This is a genomic window from Solirubrum puertoriconensis, assembly GCF_001483135.1.
Classification (GTDB): Bacteria; Bacteroidota; Bacteroidia; order Cytophagales; family Hymenobacteraceae; genus Solirubrum; species Solirubrum puertoriconensis.
In genome coordinates, this window is the sequence record NZ_LNAL01000006.1 from 624615 (window position 1) to 643766 (window position 19152).

Annotated in this window: 22 protein-coding genes; 9 read left to right on the top strand and 13 right to left on the bottom strand. The window is 60.9% G+C overall.

What is annotated here, in order from left to right; genetic code table 11:
- Positions 1 to 7: 7 nt before the first annotated feature.
- From ASU33_RS07525 to ASU33_RS07535, 3 genes are read right to left on the bottom strand one after another with little or no spacing between them, the layout of a single operon-like run.
- A complete protein-coding gene (locus ASU33_RS07525) occupies positions 8 to 904 on the bottom strand; it encodes a DUF3822 family protein (protein ID WP_160328152.1) in 897 nt (298 codons plus the stop codon).
- Between the two features lie 60 nt (positions 905 to 964).
- Positions 965 to 1468, bottom strand: a complete 504-nt coding sequence (locus ASU33_RS07530; protein WP_059069818.1) for an NUDIX domain-containing protein — start codon at positions 1466 to 1468, stop codon at positions 965 to 967.
- A 39-nt stretch (positions 1469 to 1507) separates the two neighbouring features.
- Positions 1508 to 2116: a DUF4126 domain-containing protein gene (locus ASU33_RS07535; protein WP_059069820.1), complete on the bottom strand. Its 609-nt coding sequence runs from the start codon at positions 2114 to 2116 to the stop codon at positions 1508 to 1510.
- 85 nt (positions 2117 to 2201) lie between these two features.
- Between ASU33_RS07535 and ASU33_RS07540 the strand changes: the two genes are divergently transcribed.
- The 4 genes from ASU33_RS07540 (at position 2202) to ASU33_RS07560 (ending at position 5618) form a co-directional block, all read left to right on the top strand.
- Complete coding sequence (locus ASU33_RS07540; RefSeq protein WP_059069822.1) at positions 2202 to 2660, top strand: PaaI family thioesterase; 459 nt, start codon at positions 2202 to 2204, stop codon at positions 2658 to 2660.
- A gap of 581 nt (positions 2661 to 3241) precedes the next feature.
- Positions 3242 to 4687, top strand: coding sequence for an ATP-dependent DNA helicase (locus ASU33_RS07550; RefSeq protein WP_059069826.1), 1446 nt, complete (start codon positions 3242 to 3244; stop codon positions 4685 to 4687).
- A gap of 43 nt (positions 4688 to 4730) precedes the next feature.
- Positions 4731 to 5006: a hypothetical protein gene (locus ASU33_RS07555; RefSeq protein ID WP_059069828.1), complete on the top strand. Its 276-nt coding sequence runs from the start codon at positions 4731 to 4733 to the stop codon at positions 5004 to 5006.
- Between the two features lie 99 nt (positions 5007 to 5105).
- Positions 5106 to 5618 (top strand): DUF1573 domain-containing protein, encoded by a 513-nt coding sequence (locus ASU33_RS07560; protein ID WP_078062959.1) that lies wholly within the window; start codon positions 5106 to 5108, stop codon positions 5616 to 5618.
- Between the two features lie 78 nt (positions 5619 to 5696).
- Here the strand turns inward: ASU33_RS07560 and ASU33_RS07565 are convergent, their stop codons facing one another.
- The 5 genes from ASU33_RS07565 to ASU33_RS07585 all read right to left on the bottom strand — a co-directional run bounded on the left by ASU33_RS07565 (position 5697) and on the right by ASU33_RS07585 (position 9933).
- The gene (locus ASU33_RS07565) at positions 5697 to 6077 is read right to left on the bottom strand and encodes a DUF423 domain-containing protein (RefSeq protein WP_059069830.1); all 381 of its coding nucleotides are present in this window, start codon (positions 6075 to 6077) and stop codon (positions 5697 to 5699) included.
- A gap of 98 nt (positions 6078 to 6175) precedes the next feature.
- On the bottom strand, positions 6176 to 6853 hold the full coding sequence (locus ASU33_RS07570) for a YggS family pyridoxal phosphate-dependent enzyme (protein ID WP_059069832.1): 678 nt from the start codon (positions 6851 to 6853) through the stop codon (positions 6176 to 6178).
- Positions 6854 to 6899: 46 nt separating this feature from the next.
- Positions 6900 to 7949, bottom strand: coding sequence for a VWA domain-containing protein (locus ASU33_RS07575; protein WP_059069834.1), 1050 nt, complete (start codon positions 7947 to 7949; stop codon positions 6900 to 6902).
- Between the two features lie 80 nt (positions 7950 to 8029).
- Entirely contained in the window at positions 8030 to 9010 is a 981-nt protein-coding gene (locus ASU33_RS07580) for a hypothetical protein (RefSeq protein WP_059069836.1), read from the bottom strand.
- Complete coding sequence (locus ASU33_RS07585) at positions 9010 to 9933, bottom strand: DUF58 domain-containing protein (RefSeq protein ID WP_078062960.1); 924 nt, start codon at positions 9931 to 9933, stop codon at positions 9010 to 9012. The genes ASU33_RS07580 and ASU33_RS07585 overlap by 1 nt, the downstream gene beginning before the upstream one ends.
- A gap of 50 nt (positions 9934 to 9983) precedes the next feature.
- Between ASU33_RS07585 and ASU33_RS07590 the strand changes: the two genes are divergently transcribed.
- Complete coding sequence (locus tag ASU33_RS07590; protein ID WP_059069838.1) at positions 9984 to 10343, top strand: DUF4296 domain-containing protein; 360 nt, start codon at positions 9984 to 9986, stop codon at positions 10341 to 10343.
- Positions 10344 to 10403: 60 nt separating this feature from the next.
- Here the strand turns inward: ASU33_RS07590 and ASU33_RS07595 are convergent, their stop codons facing one another.
- The 5 genes from ASU33_RS07595 to egtB form a co-directional block, all read right to left on the bottom strand.
- Positions 10404 to 10757, bottom strand: coding sequence for a tRNA-binding protein (locus ASU33_RS07595; RefSeq protein WP_059069840.1), 354 nt, complete (start codon positions 10755 to 10757; stop codon positions 10404 to 10406).
- 57 nt (positions 10758 to 10814) lie between these two features.
- Complete coding sequence (locus ASU33_RS07600; RefSeq protein WP_059069841.1) at positions 10815 to 11447, bottom strand: DUF922 domain-containing protein; 633 nt, start codon at positions 11445 to 11447, stop codon at positions 10815 to 10817.
- 39 nt (positions 11448 to 11486) lie between these two features.
- Positions 11487 to 12866 carry an MATE family efflux transporter gene (locus tag ASU33_RS07605; protein WP_059069843.1) on the bottom strand — a complete coding sequence of 460 codons (1380 nt, stop codon included), beginning with the start codon at positions 12864 to 12866 and terminating at the stop codon, positions 11487 to 11489.
- A 111-nt stretch (positions 12867 to 12977) separates the two neighbouring features.
- Positions 12978 to 14000, bottom strand: a complete 1023-nt coding sequence (gene egtD / locus ASU33_RS07610; RefSeq protein WP_286130434.1) for an L-histidine N(alpha)-methyltransferase — start codon at positions 13998 to 14000, stop codon at positions 12978 to 12980.
- 76 nt (positions 14001 to 14076) lie between these two features.
- A complete protein-coding gene (egtB, locus tag ASU33_RS07615; protein WP_149867099.1) occupies positions 14077 to 15399 on the bottom strand; it encodes an ergothioneine biosynthesis protein EgtB in 1323 nt (440 codons plus the stop codon).
- A gap of 331 nt (positions 15400 to 15730) precedes the next feature.
- Between egtB and ASU33_RS07620 the strand changes: the two genes are divergently transcribed.
- The 4 genes from ASU33_RS07620 to ASU33_RS07635 all read left to right on the top strand — a co-directional run bounded on the left by ASU33_RS07620 (position 15731) and on the right by ASU33_RS07635 (position 19079).
- On the top strand, positions 15731 to 16126 hold the full coding sequence (locus ASU33_RS07620; RefSeq protein WP_059069849.1) for a hypothetical protein: 396 nt from the start codon (positions 15731 to 15733) through the stop codon (positions 16124 to 16126).
- A gap of 134 nt (positions 16127 to 16260) precedes the next feature.
- Positions 16261 to 16566, top strand: a complete 306-nt coding sequence (locus ASU33_RS07625) for a hypothetical protein (protein WP_059069851.1) — start codon at positions 16261 to 16263, stop codon at positions 16564 to 16566.
- 93 nt (positions 16567 to 16659) lie between these two features.
- Positions 16660 to 17727 (top strand): o-succinylbenzoate synthase, encoded by a 1068-nt coding sequence (locus tag ASU33_RS07630; protein ID WP_059069853.1) that lies wholly within the window; start codon positions 16660 to 16662, stop codon positions 17725 to 17727.
- 59 nt (positions 17728 to 17786) lie between these two features.
- Complete coding sequence (locus ASU33_RS07635; RefSeq protein ID WP_078062961.1) at positions 17787 to 19079, top strand: aspartyl protease family protein; 1293 nt, start codon at positions 17787 to 17789, stop codon at positions 19077 to 19079.
- Positions 19080 to 19152: the final 73 nt, after the last annotated feature.

The window sequence follows — 19152 nt, forward strand, 5'->3', positions numbered from 1 at the left end:
GTAGAGGTTACTCGCAGAGGTGCAGGCTGTACAACTCAAAGTAGCGGTACTCAAACACGTCGTTGAGGCGGTAGCTATAGCTGAGGTCGTAGGGGCGGTTGCCGAAACGCACGTTGCGGATGTACTTGCGCAGCACCGAAAACAGCTCCGAATCGTGCATCAGGTCGCCGTACACCGCTACGGGGTCGTCGTCGGGGTTCAGGCCAAGCTCCTGCATCACCAAGATGACGTAGTAAATAAAATCCTCGGGCGTGCTGAAGTTGAAAACGTTGCAGAACAGCGGGCGTTTTTCGCGCACCACGGCAATGGTAAGCTCGTGCGGGCCCACGCTCAGAAACAACCTAGGCGGGCCCTGCCGCTCGCTTTGGTGCACCACCCCCTCGAGCAAGGCGCTGGTTTGGTGCAGCAGCTTTTGCTGCGGATAAGTGCGCTCAAACCACTCGGCCAAGGCCTTTTCAATCGAGAAAACGCTTACTACCTCGCGGTTGGGGTGCAAAAAGCGGCGCACCACCTCGTGTTGCGGATCGAGCTGGTGGTGCAGGCGCAGGTAAGCGGCCTCGTCGCCATCGCGGAACAACGGGGCGGGCAACAGCGTGAAATTGCGGTTTTGCACGGCCAGGCGCACGCGGTTCCACCCGGGTCGGCCCACTAGATCGTGGTGGCTGGCCAAGGCTTGCAGTTGGCCGGCTAAGGAGGTAGCGGGCTCAGGAGCATAGTCTTCGAGCACCACAAACTTGTTGCGGCGCACGTCGGCTACGCCCACGCGCAAGCCGTGGGCACCCGCGGTTAGGTACAGGTTGTAGCCCGCGAGGTTGGCGGTATCAAGGGTTTCGTCGCGCAGGCGGTGCAAGGCGGTAGGCAAAGCCGCAGTGGCAACGAAATCGGCAGAATCGGCGTGAGACACAGGCAGCACAGCAGAACTAATATCCGCTAAAGGTAAGCAGGCCGCCGTTTTATGCCGCTATTAGCGCAGCCGGAGTTGCGGAATATACGCGTCGTCGGCGCTGATGAGGTCGCGCAGAATGGGGTGCACTTGCCGCGGCGGCAGCTTCACCAGCTCGCGCGGCGAAAGCCAGGCCAGCTGCGTGAGCAACTGCTTATCGGGGTGATGCTCGGGGTCGGAGCCTAGGCGCGGCAGCGCTTTGGGGTCGGTGGGCAGTACTTCAAAAAACATTTCGAGGGCTTGCAGCCGGTCGCCGTGGTACTCGTGCAGGTGCAAAAAGCGTCCAACTTGTACTAGCAGGCCAGTTTCTTCTTGAAACTCGCGCGCCACGCCCTCGCGCAGGGTTTCGCCAAACTGCCACCCGCCGCCTGGCGGCGACCAAAACGGTTCGTCGTTGGCCAACAGGCCCCGATGCGCAGTCAGAAGCAAGGAACCATCGTGCACGAGCAGGCCGCACACGCGCACGCGGGCACGTTCGGTGTAGGCTTGCAGCAACGATTCGGGTGAGGCGGAGGAAACAGGCATAGGTGTGGTAAGCGGAGCGGTAACAGGCCCCTAAACCTATTAAATGCCGCTATGGTTGGGGCTGCTGGTCGAAAAATTTGCTTGCCGGCGCTGCCGCCAACGCCGCAACCGTCTGCCGATGAATACGATAGCAGCTATTGCTACACCGGCTACCAGCAGCGGCAAAAGTAGGCCCAATACCGAGCCTACAATTGCCAAGGTGTTCTCGATGGTGGCCAGCACGGGGTTGCCCAAGCCGCCAGTAGCAGCCGTTGAGCCCGTCCGTAGCACGGCCGTGCCAGTTTGGATAAGCCCCGCCGTGCCGCCGCCTACCAACACGCCCAAGCCCCAGCGCAGCACCGGGTTTAGCTCGGGCAAAGCAGCCGTCATCAGCAACGTGCCCGCTACAAACGAAGCCGGCGTGGTAAGCGAATCGAGCAAATTATCGACCACCGGAAAGTAGTAGGCCAGCATTTCGGCCAGGGTGGCGGTGCCCAGCACACCTAAGGCGGCCCAAGTGCCCAGCCACGCAAAGCCCGGCGAAGGCGCCAAGTAGCCGGTGCGGTAAGCAATGCTGGCCGCCAACAGCGGCACAAATACCCGAAAGCCGCTGCACGCTGCCAAAGCCAAGCCCAACGCGCCCGAAATAAGATAGTCCGACAGGTTCATGATTATCAGGGATGAAGCCTGCGAAAAGATACGTGCTTTGGGTGCTGATTGGCGAAGGCCGACCTAGGGCGGTACCTTTGCGGCAATGTCTACTTCGCATACCACTGCCCCCACCGACGAACTCACGGCGCGTATTCGTCGCAAGCTGGAGCGCCAGCACTTTATGCACCTCATCGGTGCCGACCTCACCACCATCGAGCCCGGCCGCGTGCAGGCCGAACTCGACCTAGGCAAGCAGCACCAGCAGCAGCGCGGGTTTGCCCACGGCGGCCTCGTAGCCACCATGGCCGACCTCGTAGCCGGCTTTGCCGGCGTTACGCTCATCCCCGACGACCACGGCCTCGTAACCGCCGAGCTGAAAGTAAGCTACCTGCACCCCGGCCTAGGTGATAAGCTCATTGCCACGGGTTGGGTGCTGAAAGGCGGCCGCCGCTTGCAGTTCTGCGAAGCTGAAGTGCGCGCTTTCGGCGGCAACAACCCCGAAGAAGGCTTGCTGATAGCGAAGGCTACGGCCACAATGGCTATCATCGAACCTGCTGGCTAAACCATACCAACGTGGCAATTAGCGGCGCCGAATACTGGAAGTATTACATCTCCTGGATACGCTATCAGCAGCGAGATTGGTACTTTCTGTGGCGTACTGCTGAAAACGAAGATGCCGTGTGGGCCAACGAAGCAGGGCAGATTCCTGGCTTTGGCAGTCCTGCGGAGTTAATCGCGTTAGCCGGCAACCTAGGGGTAGAGGTGCAGGAGGAAGAACCGCGGTGCCAAAATTTGGATGCTGCGCGGAATTGGATAGATGCACCGCACAAAAAAGTGCCTTGTCATGACTGCATGCATGCTTGGCACTTCTTCGACGACTTAGCCAATGGTGCAGGCGCTGAGTTTAGTGGCTGGATGCGGCGCGGCCCCGTCCGAAACCGTGTTTTCGATAAGCTATACGATTGCATAGGTTCTGGCAGATTTCAGCTGAGCGCCAACGGCAAGCCCAACATTGGAAACGCGAAGAGCGAAATACCCTCCGCCGTGTGCTGCAGCAAGGTTTTCGGCTCTGGGATAAATATGTGTACCACGCGTCGAATAAGCCTGCCTAACTTGTTGTTCTAAGAGCTGAGCTCAGCCACGATGATAACTACCCGCATACCCTCCGTTCGCAACTATTTCCCCTACGAGCCCACCGAAGATCAATCGTATCTGTTTGGGCAGCTCGATGGTTTTCTGAAAGACCAACTGCCCGGCCGGAAGGTGTTTTTGCTGCGCGGCTACGCCGGTACCGGCAAAACCACGGTGGTAAGCGCCTTGGTAAAGTGGCTCGATAAAATGGGCCGGAAGTACGTGCTGATGGCGCCCACGGGACGCGCGGCCAAGGTAATGTCGCAGTACTCGGGGGTGCCGGCCAGCACCATTCACAAGCGCATTTACCGCAAATCGGGTGGTTCGGAGAGCATGGCTTTTGCGCGGCAGCCCAACCGCTCCGGCGAAACCATCTTTATCGTCGACGAAGCCTCGATGATTTCGAACGAGAAGTCGTTTGGCGAAAGTGCTTTGCTCGACGACCTGCTCGGCTACGTGTTCGAGAAAACCACTAACCGCCTGCTGCTCATTGGCGATACGGCCCAGCTGCCGCCGGTTGGCCAAAGCATTAGCCCGGCCCTCGACCCCGGCGTGCTGGCCAGCTCGTACCGCTGCCGCGTAGAGGCCGCCGAGCTGCGCCAGGTGATGCGCCAGGCCGAGTCGTCGGGTATCTTGATGAATGCCACCGTGCTGCGCGAAGAGCTGCGTGATGCGCAAGAAGCTACACCGGGCTCCGCCGAAGCCAACCCCAACATTCAATTCGTCACCAAAGGCTACCCCGACATTTACAAAATGGGCGGCGACAAGCTGGAGGACGGGTTGCGCTGGGCTTACCGGCACTACGGCCACGAGAATACCACCATTATCTGCCGCTCTAACAAAAACGCCAATCAGTATAATCAACTGATTCGGCGCACCTTGTTTGATGCTGAAGATGAGATTGAAGCCGGTGACTACCTGATGGTGGTGCGCAACAACTACACTTGGCTGCCAGCCGAATCGGAAGCGGGCTTTTTGGCCAACGGCGACTTTGTGGAGGTAACCAAAATTGTGCGCCGCATCGAAGAATTTGGTTGCCGCTTTGCCGACGCCCGCCTGCGCCTCGTCGACTACCCCGACGAGCCCGAGCTGGAGGCGCGCCTGCTGCTCGATACCCTACACACCGAAAGCCCCGCTTTCCCGGCCGACCGCTCTAAAGCGTTGTACGAAGCCGTAAGCGAGGACTACTCTCACCTAACTACCAAGAAGGAGAAAGCCGCCGCCATGCGCGCCGATCCGTACCTGAACGCCCTGCAGGTAAAGTTTGCCTACGCGCTTACCTGCCACAAGGCGCAGGGTGGCCAGTGGCCCGCTGTGTTCGTTGACCACGGTTTTCTGAAGGAAGACATGATCAACGCCGAGTTCACGCGTTGGCTCTATACGGCCGTTACACGTGCTTCCGAAAAGCTCTTCTTGCTGAATTTCAACGCCAAACTTGTTGACGGCGGCGCGGAATGAATCGGGCAGAGGCGGTGTTGCGGTAGCAACTTGAAGCTGCCGCATGAAGCTTGTCTGCGCCCTAGGTATTGGTTGTTGGTTGTGGCTGGGCAGCGCCCAGTTGGCAAAGGCGCAGGTGCTGCCCGCTAAGCCGCAGCGCCGGTCCACGCCGCCCACCGATGCCAGTAGCAACAGGCCCTCGGTGTGGCGCAACCAAACTGCCCCCGAAGCCCGACAGCAGCTGCCGCTTTCGAAGCAGGATAAGCAAGCCTACGAAAACTGCCCCGACCCCAAACGGTACTCCCGCAAACACCGTCGCCGAATGGTACGCATCTGGTAGCTTTGTTCATCGCGGCTTCACGCAATTGGTCCGATTGTTGGCAAGCGGCGCGAAAGGCATAAATTGAATTACTCTCCAACTCTAACAGTCACCCGCACCATGAAAAAGGCACTTGTACTGGCGCTGTCGCTCTCGTTGGCCGGCTTCGCCGCTCAGGCTCAAACCCCCGCGGCTCCCGCACAAGCCGCTACTGCCAAGGCCAATGGCCCCGCCATCAGCTTTACCGAGATGAAGTATGATTTCGGCAAAATCAAGCAGGGCGACGTGGTAGAGCACACGTTCAAGTTCAAGAACACGGGTACTGCTCCGCTGGTAATCTCGAACATCGGCACCAGCTGCGGCTGCACCACGCCCGACTGGACGAAGGACCCCATTATGCCGGGCAAAACCGGCAGCATTACGGCCAAGTTTAACTCGGCCGGCAAGCTGGGCATGCAAAACAAAGTCCTCACCATCGAGTCGAACGCCGCCGGTGGCAGCACCATGGTTTCGCTGGTAGGCGAGATCCTCGACCCGGCTGCCGCTCCGGCTCCAGCAGAGGCCAGCGTTGAGGCTAAAACCAAAACCAAGGAAACCGAGACCAAAACCAAGGTAAAGGCCAAGAAGTCGTAATTACGGCTTAGCTGATAAAGCAAAGGCCCGGTTGGCAGCTGCCAACCGGGCCTTTGTGTTGTTGTGCGTTGCGGCTACCTAGGCGAGGCGCATGGCTGCCACGGCCAGCATCACCCACCCGATGATAAACAGCACCCCGCCAATAGGCGTAATGGCGCCCAGCCAGCGCAGGCCCGTGAAGCACAGCAGGTACAACGAGCCGCTGAAGATGATGATGCCGGCGAGCCACAACCAGGCCACCGTGCCCAGGCTTACCGCATCGGGGCGTACCAGGCGCAGTACACCTAGGGCCATGAGGGCAAGGGTATGGTAAAACTGATAGCGCACCGCGGTTTCGAAAGTCTCGAGCCGGCCGGTAGCCTCGAGGTGAGCCTTGAAGGCGTGGGCCCCAAAAGCCCCCAGCGAAACACCTAGGGCACCCAGAATGGCAGCGGTAATAATGATGAGGCGAGCAGTCATGCAGCGGAAGTAAAAGCTGAGCAAACGGTGGGGAGCATTGCAAAGGTAAGCGGCTTTTGGTGGGCACGGCCAAAAGCCATGCCACAGCCGAGGTGCTCCTAGGCTGGGTAGGCGCGGCTGCCGAAGATGGCGCTGCCCACTCTGATGAGCGTGCTACCCTCCTCAATGGCCAAGCGAAAGTCACCGCTCATACCCATCGATATTTCGCTGAACTCCTGGTTGTTATTGAAGAACTCGGCTTTCAGCCGTTCGAAGTAGCCGCGCAGCGTACCGAACTCTTGGCGCAGCTTGCTTTCGTCGTCGGTGTTAGTGGCGATGCCCATTACGCCAGCAATGCGCACGTGCTGCAGTTGTTGCACCGCCGCATCACGCAGCATGGTTTCGGCCTCTTCCCACGACAACCCGAACTTGGTTTCTTCGTCGGCGATGTGGAACTGCAGCAGCACGCGTATTTGGCGCTGATGCTTGGCCGCTTGGCGCTCCACTTCGAGCAGCAGCTTCAGGCTATCAATGCTCTGAATGGTGTGCACAAACGGGGCGATGTACTTTACCTTGTTGGTTTGGAGGTGCCCGATGAGGTGCCACTCGATATCGGCGGGTAGCTCGGGCTGCTTGGCCGTGAGCTCCTGCACGCGGTTTTCGCCGAACAGCCGCTGCCCCGCGTCGTAGGCCTCTTGAATTAGCTCGACGGGGTGCGTTTTGGACACGGCAACCAAGCGGCACCGGGTACCGGCCAACTCCTGCTGGAAAGCACGAATGTTATCTGCTATCGACATGGCGGCAAAGGTAGCGGCTGGCAGCGTGCCGCACCTTATGCGGCACTTAGTCCTCCATGGCGCTTACCATAAAGGTATTTTTCAGCCCAAGCCACAGCAGCCACAAGCCAAGGCACCAATACAGGTAAAAGCGGTAGTAATCGTGGGTGTTGCGGTAGCGCGTCAGCTTTACCTCGGTTTTCTCGAGCTGATCAATCTGGGCAAATACGCGCTGCAAGGCCGAGTTATCGGTGGCCCGGAAGAACTGGCCCGCGCCGGCTTCGGCAATCTGGCGCATGGTGGTTTCGTCGAGGCGGGTTTCCACAAACCTAGGGCGGCCTTGTTCGTCGCGGCCGTAGGGCACGGTGCCGTCCTTGCCCAAGCCGATGGTGTAAAGCTTCAGCCCGAAGGCATGGGCGAGCTGCGCGGCCGTTAGCGGGTCGAGCGAGCCAGCGGTGTTTTCGCCATCGGAGAGGAGGATGCACACCCGCGAGCGGCCCGGCGAGTTGCGCAGGCGATTGGTGGCAACACCTAGGGCGGTGCCAATGGCCGTGCCGTCGGTAGGGATGAGCCCTAGGCGCAGGCCTTTGAGTTCTTCGGTGAGCAGCTCATAATCGGTGGTGAGAGGCAGTACCGAGTAGGCGTCGCCGGCAAATGCTACTACGCCGATACGGTCGCCGCGGCGGCCGCGCACGAACGCCTGCGCCATGCGCTTGGCCGCTCCCAAGCGGTTGGGCTGAAAGTCTTGCAGCTCCATGGAGGCCGACACGTCGACGGCCAGCACGATATCAATGCCGCGGCCCGATTGCTCCACGCGCTCGTCGGTGCGTTGGGGACGGGCCAGGGCCAGCAAGCCCATCATCAGGCTGAGCGCCAGCACAAAATCGGGCACAAAACGCAGCAACGAGCTCCAATGGCTGCGGGCCTGACCGCGCACAAAGGCTACGCCCAGCTTGCGGCGGCGGCGCTGGGCCAACGCTTCGCGCAGCAAAAACAGCAGCGGTACGGCGGCCAGCAGCAACAGCACCCGGGGGTGCGCCCAAGTGTAGCTGGTAAGGGTGGAGTAGCGGAGCCCATCGAACGCCGGTACTACTACTTGCTGCCAAAACTGCTCCATGCAGGTCGAAAGTTAAGCAGAAGCATTGGGAGGGCCGATCATGAGCCTAGGTGCAGTAGCATGCATTGGGGCGAGACAAGCTACTTGCTGGCGGCTTGGCGGCGCAGCGACGCGGTGCGTACCAACTTGTAGCGGCGGTCGGCAAAGCGGCGGAGCAGCTCCAGGGCATGGTCGGTTTGCTCGGCGGCTTCGTCGGGCAATTGGTTGCCGTAAATCATGCGGTCGGAGAGACGCAGGGCCGTGGCTACGTCGGAGTCGCCCTGGTAATGAGCTACAATCTCGCGGGTGGTTAAGGTATTCAGCGAGTTGCCCTCGAGGCGGGCCAGGTAGTTCTTCCAGAGCGTGATGGAGCGTTCCATGTTGGCGAGCGAGCGGCTCAGCTGAAAACGCTCGAAGTGGCGGGCGTACTGTGCCATAAAGTACACGTGGTTGCGGGCCATGCGGTAGCGCCGGTAACGCTGACGCAGGTTGCGCCCAAACGTCCACCAGATTACTCCCGCCGCCGCCAGCAATGCCAGCGCACCGGCAATCCAGTACGGGTAGTTGAACAGCGGCTCCACGGGCAACGGGCGCAAATCCTGGCGCAACGGGGGCAAGTCGGCGCCGGGGGCCACGGTGGGGGCCGTGCGCACCAACTGAACGGCCGCAGGCGCGGCATACAAAAGCACGGTGTCGCGGCCGCGCAGCACCGTTACGGGCACTTGCAGCTGTTGTACCGAGTCGAGGGAGAACGTGCGCAAGGTGTAGCGGCACCGATCGAGGCTGATGCCATTAGTGGTGCGCGTAGGCCAGTACTCGCGCCGCACATACTCAAACGGTTTGAACTCGGCGGTGGAGTCGGGAAAAACCACATTGAGAGCAGGTTCGTGCCGGAACGTCAGCTCAAACTCCACCAACTCGCCAACCCGCACCGAGGGGCGCAAAAAACGGCCTTTCGGCAGCGAGTCGGGCACGGCTGCGGGTTGAGTGGCAGGTGCCTGCCTTGGGGCTTGGGCACTAGCACCTAGGGCGCCGAGCAGCAACACCAGCAGCCACAGCCAACAGAGTAAGCGAAGCTGCATTAGGTAGTAGCCGATGACTGGGGTTGGGCACCGCGGCGGTTGCGCAGGCGAAACAGGTTGAGAAGCTGGGGCACGTAATCGACATCGGTGGCGATGCTGAGAAACGACGTGCGGTGGCGGCGGCAAATCTGGCCGATTTGCTCGCGGTTTTGCTCGTAAGTGGCACGGTAGCGCGCCCGCCATGCCTTGGAGGAGGTATTTACCCACACAGTGCGGCCGGTTTCTTCGTCGCGGAGCGGCACAATACCCAGGGGCGGAAATTCCTTTTCGCGCCGATCAAGCAGCTGCACCACAATCAGGTCGTGCTTGCGGGCCAGCATGGTTAGCTCCCGTTCGTACTCGGTATCGATGAAGTCGGAGAGGAGCAGCACCAGGCTGCGGCGCTTCAGCAAACCTAAGGCCTGCCGGATGCCCGCGGCCACGTTGGTGCCGGGGCTTTGCGGCGCCAGTGAGAAAACCGATTTGATAAGCGCGTAGGCGTGGCGCAGGCCTTTGCCGGGCGGCAGGTACAACTCCTTCTGATCAGAAAAAGCCAACACGCCTAGCTGTGCATCTTGGCGCGCCGCCGAAAGGGCCAGAATACCGCAGATTTCGCGGGCTACATCGAGCTTGCGGCGGCCCTCGGCCCCCACGCGCTGCGAGCGGCTTACATCGAGCAGCAGCAGCACCGATTGCTCGCGCTCCTCTTTGTAAGTTTTCACGAAAGTGCCGTGCCCTTTGGCCGATACCGCCCAGTCGATGGCGCGTACCTCGTCGCCGTACTGGTACAGGCGCACCTCGTCGAACTCCAGCCCGGTGCCTTTAAACACCGAGTGAAAATCGCCCTGCAGCTGGGCATCCACCACCTTGCGAATGCGGATTTCGAGCTGGCGCAGGCGCCGTAAAATGCTTTGCAGGGAGTTGTCGGGGGTGGGCTGACTCATGAGCGGTGGCTAAAATAACGCGTTGGAACCGCAGCTGTTATTTTTGTGCCGTGAAGCATCCTCTGATTGTATTCGTTTTGCTGCTGAACACGCTGCTGTTCAGCCAGTGCGACCGGCCCGAAGAGCCCGTGCGCCCCGCCCAGTTGTTGCCCCGCGACAAGATGGTGCGCGTACTCGTGGATTTGCACCTTACCGAAGCCCGGGTAGAAAACGCGGGTACTTCCCCCGATTCGGCCCGGGCCCTGTTCAACCGCGAGTCAAAGGCTTTGTACCAGCGGCACAACACCAGCGAAACATTGTTTCGGCAAAGCATGCAGTACTACGCTATCCACGGCAAGGACTTGGAGGAGATTTATGGCGTAGTGATTGACAGCATTAATGCCCGCGAGGTGAAGCTGCCGCGGCAGTAGCACCTTCAGCAGTGCATTTGTAGCGCGGCGTAGCCAAAGTCCGCGCTACTGCCTTAGGTGCTAAGCCAAGCGGTTGCCGTTGGGCACAGGGCCGGCCAGCGAAGCCAGCACAATATGGCCCTCGGCATCGGGGGCGCCGGTTACCAGTACCTCGGAGCGAAATGGGCCTATCTGCTTTGCTGGGAAGTTGACCACGCACAGCACTTGACGGCCCACCAACGTTTCGGGCGTGTAATGCCTGGTGATCTGGGCGCTCGATTTTTTCAAGCCTACCTCGGGGCCTAGGTCGATGAGCAGCTGATAAGCCGGCTTGCGCGCTTCGGGAAAGGGGCGGGCTTCCACAATGGTGCCCACACGAACGTCGATGCGCTCGAAGTCGGACCAAGTAATTACAGGAGATTGTTCGGCTGACATGGCCGCAAGGTACGCGGTGCGGTTGGTAGCGCAGAACGGATTTCTGCGCTGCAGCTGCTAATAACCGGTATTTTGGGCTGTAGCCTCGGGCGCAGCAAAGGCCTGCAGTTGCGTGAGGCGCTGTTGTACCTGCTCGTGCCAGGCTTTTTGCTTCACCAGGTTCAGGCCGTGGTTGGTTTCAACGTCGTAGCGTTGCTGCTCGCGCTGCCAGGCCGTAATGGCTACCTTCATCAGGTTGTTGAATGCCGGCTGTAGCCGCTCACAATCGAATTTGATGGTTTGCAGGCGTTGGCGCAGCATGCGGGCGTGCACCTCCGTGAGGTCGAAGTGTACTTGCTCGTGGTGGAGCAGCGCGGCCGAAGCGGTTTGCGGCGCCTTCACCCACGATTCGGTAGGCGTGAAGGTGGCCTGCACGTTGGCCGAGAAAACGTAGTCTTTGCAGCCAATTTGCGCGCCGATGTTGGCCGTGGTGAGGGCGTGCAACGGGTCGGCGGTGTTGGGGCGGGCTTTAAAATCGGCCCAGGTAAGCGGGCGTTTGGCCGACCAAGCCAGCAGCTCGGGCTTTGCTTGGGCGGCGGGCTGTTGCTGCTGCACCGCGGGTTTGGGAGCTACCTGCTGCTGGGCAGGTGCGGTAAACGGAAGCGCCAAAAAAGAACGCAGAAGCAGCGGAAAGAGCAGCAGATCAAGCATAAATCGAAACCTAGAAAAGCGAAGCTACGTACTGCCGCGCTAACGCGCGAGCACGGCACTTTCGTTCATTGCCGAGCCGGCCACGGTGGTACTCTGCGTTTCGCGGGCGAAGCGGCGTAATAAGATAGCAGCTACCGACGAAAGACCCACTAGCAGGCCCACCCAAACACCCTGCGCACCCCAGTTAAGCCAAAAACCCAGCACGTAGCTGAGCGGCAGCGCTACCACCCAATAGGAGAGCAGGGCTACCAACGAAGGCACTTTCACGTCTTCGAGCCCGCGCAAGGCACCTAGACCTACTACCTGCAGGCCGTCGGAAATCTGGAACAAAGCCGCAATCAGCAGCAAGCTAGCTGCTTGGGCTACCACGGCGGGGTCGGAGTTGTAGAACAGCGGAATGTAGTGGCGGGCTATTACCAGCAGCAGCCCGCAGGTAGCCATGAAGCCAAACGTGAGCAGGTAGGCCGTAAAGCCCGCTCGGCGTGCGCCGGCCATGTCGCCAATGCCGCGAAGGTTGCCCACCCGAATGGTAGCCGCTGTGGCCACGCCGCTCACGGCCATAAACGTTACCGAGGCCACGTTGATGGCAATTTGGTGAGCCGCCTGGGTGCTGGCCCCCAGCCAGCCGGCCATGATGGCCGAAACGCTGAACGCGCCTACTTCAAACACCAGGTGTGCTCCAATGGGCAGGCCGATATCGAGCAGGCGGCGCTGAATGTGCCACTCGGGCCGCCAGCTTACGATGGCCTCGCGGTAGGGGCGCAGGCGCTCGGCGCGCAGTACGTACGCCGCCATGAGGGCCGCCATGATAACGCGGGCAATTAGGGTGGCCCAGGCGGCGCCCATCATGCCCAGGTTGGGAGCACCTAAGCGGCCGTACACAAAGGCGTAGCACAGCACGGCGTTTATCACGTTGGCCAGTACCGACAATATCATGGCCTGGCGCGTGAGGCCCAGTCCTTCGGCGAATTGGCGGAAGCCCTGAAACACCATCAGCGGAATCAGCGAAAGGAACATGACGCGCACCCACGGAGCGGCCAGCGCTACTACCTCCGTCGGTTGGTTGAGGTACCTCAGCAAAGGCGTAATCAGCCAGCCCAGGCCCGCCAACGCCACCCCCGCAAACGTGCTCATGATTACGCCGCCCGTAAGCAGCTGACCTAGGCGGGCAATGTCGCGCTGGCCATCGGCTGCGGCTACCAAGGGCGTAATGCCCATCGAGAGGCCCATGCCCAACACCATCAGCAAGGTGGTAACGCTAACGCCCAACGATACCGCCGCAAGCGGCACGGTGCCGGTGTGGCCCACCACCATACTGTCGACTACGTTCACGAGCACGTGGCCCAACTGGCTCAGCATTACGGGGTAAGCAAGCAACAGAGTAGGACGAATGTGCGGGCGCAACGAAGCCAGAGCCATAACCAAATCGAGTAAGCGAACCACAAAGGTAACCGCCCGGCCCGCTCCCTAGGTGGCGAGCGGGCCGGGCGGCAGGCGGCTGATGACTAGACGTAGGAGCTAAGCGCTTGGTTATCTATGCGGAGCGAAGAGCACGTCGGCAAACCAATTTTGCTCGTCGGTGAACACCTGCTGCACCGCCAACCCGGCGGCCGCACCCAGGGCCTCGATTTGGGGCAGCGTGAACTTGTAGGAGTTTTCGGTGTGAATGGTTTCCCAGGCCGCAAACGCGAAGCTGCGCCCTAGAGCGGCCACATGCACCTGCTGCGCCCGGCGGCTTACGAGGTAGGAGCGGATTACGCCCACTTGCGGGTCGTAGTCGGTGAAATGCTCCCACTGCCCTAGGTCGAAATCGGCGCCCAGCTCACGGTTAAGGCGGGTGAGCAGGTTCAGGTTGAAAGCAGCCGTTACGCCCTGGGCGTCGTCATAAGCAGCGCGAATCTGGCGCGGGTTTTTCTGCAGATCAAATCCGATAAGCAGGCGGTCGTTAGGGGTGAGCTGCTTGCTGAGCGCGGCCAGGAACTGTTGCCGGGCTTCGGGGTGAAAGTTGCCGATGTTGGAACCTAGGAACAGCAGCGCTTTGCGCCCCGCCTGCGTGCGCATTTGGGCCAGAGCCGCTGCATACTCGGCTACTAGGGGCTGCACCTGCAACGTGGGCATTTCGTGGCGCAGGCTGCTGGCTAAGCCCTCCAGCGCCGAGGCCGAAATATCAACCGGGGCATACACCACGTTGGCCTGGGCCTCAAGCAGCTGGCGCAGCAAGATCTTGGTTTTCAGCCCGTCGCCGGCGCCAAGCTCCAGCAAATGGAAAGCGGCTTGGTTTTCGGGCACCAAGGAAGCGCAAATAGCTGCGCGGTGCTGCGTAAGCACCTGAAACTCGGTGCGCGTGGGGTAATACTCCGGCAGCTCCATAATCTGCTGGAACAAGCGGCTGCCGGCATCGTCGTAGAAATACATAGACGACAACGCCCGCTGCGGCCGGCTTAGCCCCTCGAGCACGTGCTGCGCCAAGGCTGGATCGGCGGTTTGTGCGGCGCCAGCGGCCATAGTTGCAGATTGAGCTTGCTCCGGAGGGGCAGTATTGGTGATGGGCATGGTGCGGCAGAAGGAGTGGTAAGAAGCCCGCACCCTAGGTGGCGGGCACCCAATAACAAACAAGGGCAGCGAATGGCTATTTCACCAGCCTGATGCCGGTGTACTGCCAGCGCTTATCGGGGTGGAAGAAGTTGCGGTAGCTGAGCCGAATGTGGCTAAGGGGCGTGGCGCACGAGCCCCCGCGCAGCACCATTTGGTTGATCATAAACTTGCCGTTGTACTCGCCTAGCGCGCCGGGTGCTTTCTGGTAACCGGGGTAAGGGTGGTAGGCCGAGTACGTCCACTCCCAACAGTCGCCGAGCAGCTGGTGGCACTGCGTCGGGTCGGCAGAGGCAGGCACAGGCGCCGGGTCGAAGCGGTTGCTTTCCAGGAACTGGCCCGCCATACCCTCGGGCGCAAAGTGCCGGGCCGCCACTTCCCATTCTTGCTCGGTGGGCAGGCGGGCACCGGCCCAGTGCGCGTAGGCATCGGCCTCGTAAAAGCTGATGTGCGTAACGGGCGCGGCGGGGTCGAGGGGCTGCAGGCCGTGGTGCGTAAAGCGGTGCCAGCTGCCGTCGGGCTGTTGCACCCAGTACAGCGGCGCTTGCCAGCCTTGTTGCTGCACCAAATCCCAGCCTTCGCCCAGCCAGTACCGGAAATCGGCGTAGCCACCGGCTTCCACAAACTGCAGGTACTCGGCATTGGTGACCAAGCGGTTTTGCACCTGAAAGGGCTCCACGTACACCGTGTGCGCCCCAAGCTCGTTATCGAAGCAGAAGCCCGACGGGTCGCCGGTTTCGGGTTGGTAACCAATGGTGCTTAGGCCGCCGGGTACTTGCAGCCAGGCTGGAGCTGGCGCGGCGGCCGTGGTGGGTACAACTACGTTCTGCTCGCCCCAGTAGGAGGGCGCCAATGGGTTGGTACTGAGGATGTACTTAATATCAGTAACGAGTAGCTCCTGGTGCTGCTGCTCGTGCTGCAGGCCAAGCTCCAGCACTTCGGCAAACGGGGCATCGGCTACGGCACGGTAGGGCGCAAGCAGTTGCTGCATGTGCTCATCAACGTAGGCCCGATAGGCGTACACATCGGCCAGCGGCGGGCGCGAAATGGTGCCGCGGTCGGCGCGATTTACGCGCGAGCCCAGCGAGTTGTAATACGAGTTGAAGAGGTAGGCATACTGCGGGTGGTACACGCGGTAGCCGGGCAGGTGCTCCTTCAGCAGAAAGGTTTCGAAAAACCAAGTGGTGTGGGCGAGGTGCCACTTGGGCGGGCTCACATCAATAATAGGCTGCACTACCGTGTCTTCGGGCAGCAAGGGGCGGCACAGCGCCTCGGTTTGGGTACGCACGGCGGCATAGCGTTCGGCAGCAGTAATGGCGGCCATAACCGAAAGTGGGGCAGGAGCAGCAACAGTGGGCATAAGCGGCGGAAGCAGAAAACGTGGGCTAGCTACGAGAATGCGGCTAGTTAAGGCTTAGTACATAAGCCGAATACCGGCTGATTGTTGGGGTTAAATATCTGATTTTATGTATGTAGTGGCTGATAAATATATCCAGAAAATACTTGGCAAAACTCAACCCTGGGCAGGGGTGGGCGTACACAAAAGCCCGCCGCAAGGCTCTCGACTGGCCCGCTTAGGGCCGCCGTTGGTGCGGCGCCCGCCTAGGTGGCAACTGCGGCATCCGGCTGCGGCAGCGCCTGGCATCGGGGCCGCATTTGTGTATCACAACCATCACCTAACCGCATTTCCCATGGCTAATAATCAGCAAGGCAAACGCAGCCAGAACGACCCAAACGCACCGCAAAACCAAGGCGATAAACAAAGCATCCAGTCGTCGGACCAGGCGCAGCACATGGGCTCCACCGACCAGAACAGCTCCATCCAGAGCGGGGTGTCGGGCATTCCGAGCCAGATGCACGTAGGCGCCGACCGCGGCGATGACCTCGAGGATCAGGTAAATACCACCATGACGAGCGGCATGGGCCAAAACCGCGAAGGCGAAGGCCAAAACCAGAGCCGCCCCGGCAACTTCGGTACCAGCCCCACGCAGAAAGGCGGCGAAAGCCGCAGCGGTGGCGACACCGGCAGCGGCATGGGTACGCAAAGCGACCAAAACGCCTCCAGCGGCAACCGCCGCAATGGCTAAGCCCTAGGTGGCTACGTACAAAACTGCCAACTGCCCCTGCAGGCCCCGGTTTGCAGGGGCAGTTGCGCAACCGTTGGGTTCCGAATTGGCGTATGCCCATCAGCACCCGATGTTCAACTACACTCCCGACAATTATGGCAGAGCAACAGGAGCCCAACTCGCAGCAGCAGAACCTGTGCGAGGATAAAATAGAGCAGAACACGCCCGGCAGCCAGAGCAGCAGCGGCATGAGCGACCAAATCAACGATTCGTTGGTGGATGCCATGGAGCGCGAAAAGCTGCAGCGCGGCGAAGACCTCGACGTGTCGGCCGATGCCCTAGGTGGCTTGGCCAACAACCAACCCCAAGGCAGCGTCACCGAGCAAAACCGCGACGGCCAGCAACCCGGCTCGCCCATCAACCGCGACCCGGAGGCCACTACCGGCCCGGTAGTCGACTAAGCAACATGCCCCTAGGTGGTGCCCCGCCGTGGCTGCTTTGGCGGCTGCGGCGGGGCACCCTACTTTTGGAGCCACCCACATTTGCCTGCACTCATGGCTTTGCGTCTTCGTTACTCGCACCGCGCGTTGCGCTTCAACTTTCCGGCCCGCACCTCGCGCGGGGCGCTTACCGAGCACGTAGCCTGGTACCTGCACCTCTCGGATGATGCGGCGGGCATTGAAGGCATTGGCGAAGCGGCGCCGCTGGCCGGGCTCAGCCCCGATTACCGCCCCAATTTTGAGACGCGCCTGCAGCGCCTGTGCGAGGAATTCAACCACCTAGAGCTTGCCGAGGTACCCGCCAACTGGCTGCAGCTGGTGGAGCCCGAATGGCCCGCGTTGCGCTTCGGCCTCGAAACGGCGCTGCTCGATTACCAGCGCGGCGGCCGCCATCAGCTGTTCGACAACGCCTTCAGCCGCGGCGAAGCAGGTGTACGCATTAACGGTTTGGTATGGATGGGCGATGCCGCGTTCATGCAGGAGCAAATTCGGAAAAAACTGGCCGACGGTTACCGCTGCCTGAAAATGAAGATTGGCGGCATTGATTTCGAAACGGAGTTGGCCTTGCTGCGCAGCATCCGCCAGGTTGCCAGCCCCGCCGAGCTGGTGCTGCGTGTGGATGCCAACGGCGCGTTTGCCCTGCCCGATGCCCAGCGCAAGCTCGAGCAATTGGCCGAGTTTGCGTTGCACTCCATCGAGCAGCCCATAAAAGCCGGGCAGTGGCAATCCTTGGCCGCGCTGTGCCGCACCTCGCCCGTGCCCATCGCCCTCGATGAGGAGCTGATTGGCGTAACCGACCTAGGGCAGCAGCGCATGTTGCTCGAGCAGGTGCAGCCCGCCTACGTGGTGCTCAAGCCCACGCTGCTGGGCGGCTTGTCCGCTGCGGGGCAGTGGATTGCCGAAGCTACCCGGCGCAACATTGGCTGGTGGATGACCTCGGCCCTGGAGTCGAATGTGGGCCTGAACGCCATCAGCCAGTACACGGCCGAGTACCCCGTGGGCGATTTTGCACAGGGGTTGGGCACTGGCCAACTCTACCACAACAACGTGGCCAGCCCGCTGCAGGTGGCTGGCGGCCATTTGCACTACAACCCGATAGCGAGTTGGGAGCAGCCTAACTAAAACATGTGGTTGCGGGGCGGAAAATTTTGTATCTTATTTCGCTCAAATTCATCAGCCCCATGGCCTCGTCAAGCCCGTGTCGTTGTCCGTTGCTTGGCCGCGTGCGGCTTTGGGTGCTGGCATTAATGGTGGGTTTGGTAGTGGGGGCATGGGCACCTAGGGCTGGCGTGGCGCAAACGGTACCTTTTCGGCTAGCCCATAGCAAAAGCCCCAAGTATCGCATGCCGTTTATGCTGCAGCGCAACCTTATTGTAGTGCCTGTAATGCTCAACGGCCGCGGGCCCTACTACTTCATGCTCGATACGGGCGTGGGCACTTCGCTTATTACCGACCCGCGCCTGCGCGATTCGCTGGGTTTGCGGCTGGGGCAGCGTTTTTTGGTAGCCGGCGTAGGGGAGGAGGCGCCGCTGGTCGCTTTTCAGACCGACAGCGTACGCGTGCAGCTCGGCGACAAAGCTTCTTCGCCTAGCATCACGTTTCTGCTGCTTTCCGACGATATTTTCGACCTCTCGAGCTACGTGGGCCAGCCCATACACGGCATCTTGGGGGCCGATGTGTTCCGCAGTTTTGTGGTGGAGGTAGATGCCGAAGACCAGATGCTTATCCTGTACGACCCTGCCCGTTTTCAGGCGCCGCGGGGCCGCCGCTGGACGTACTTGCCCCTCGATATCGAAGGCGACAAATCCTACATCAACACGGAGGTAGCGCTCAACGACTCGGTGCGCATCCCGCTGAAGCTGATTCTGGACACTGGCGCCGGCCACGCGCTATCCATCGAAACCGGCTCCGACGCCCGCCTCACCCTGCCGCCCAAGCGCCTGCGCACCCACCTAGGGCGCGGCCTGAGTGGCGATGTGCACGGCTACCTGGGGCGCGTGCGCGGCATGCGCTTGGGGCGCTACTACCTCACGTCACTCATCACTTCTTTCCCCGACGACCAGGCCGTGCGTGCGAAAGTGGAGGTACCGCGCAACGGCAACGTGGGCTTCGAACTGCTCAAACGCTTCAACGTTATCATCGATTATCCGCACAATAAGCTGTGGCTGAAGCCGAACGCCTTGTATCGCGACCCGTTTGAGCACGATATGTGCGGCCTGGAGCTGCTGGCCACCGGGCCGCAGTACCGCCGCTACGTGGTGCAGCGCGTGGAGCCCGGTTCGCCGGCCGACAAGGCCAAAATCAAGCCGCGCGACGAGATTTTGTCGCTGAACCTGGCGCCGGCCGAGTCGTTTTCGCTTACCCAGCTCAGCCGCCTGCTTCACTCGGCCGATGGCCGCGAGCTGATGCTCTTCTTGCGCCGCCCCGACGGCGAAATCTACGTGGCGCGCATCACCCTGAAACGGCAGATTTGAGGCGCCATGATCAGGAATCGGCCAAACGCGTATCTTGGGTTCAACCCCGGAGCCCACGGGGGCTTCCACCAGC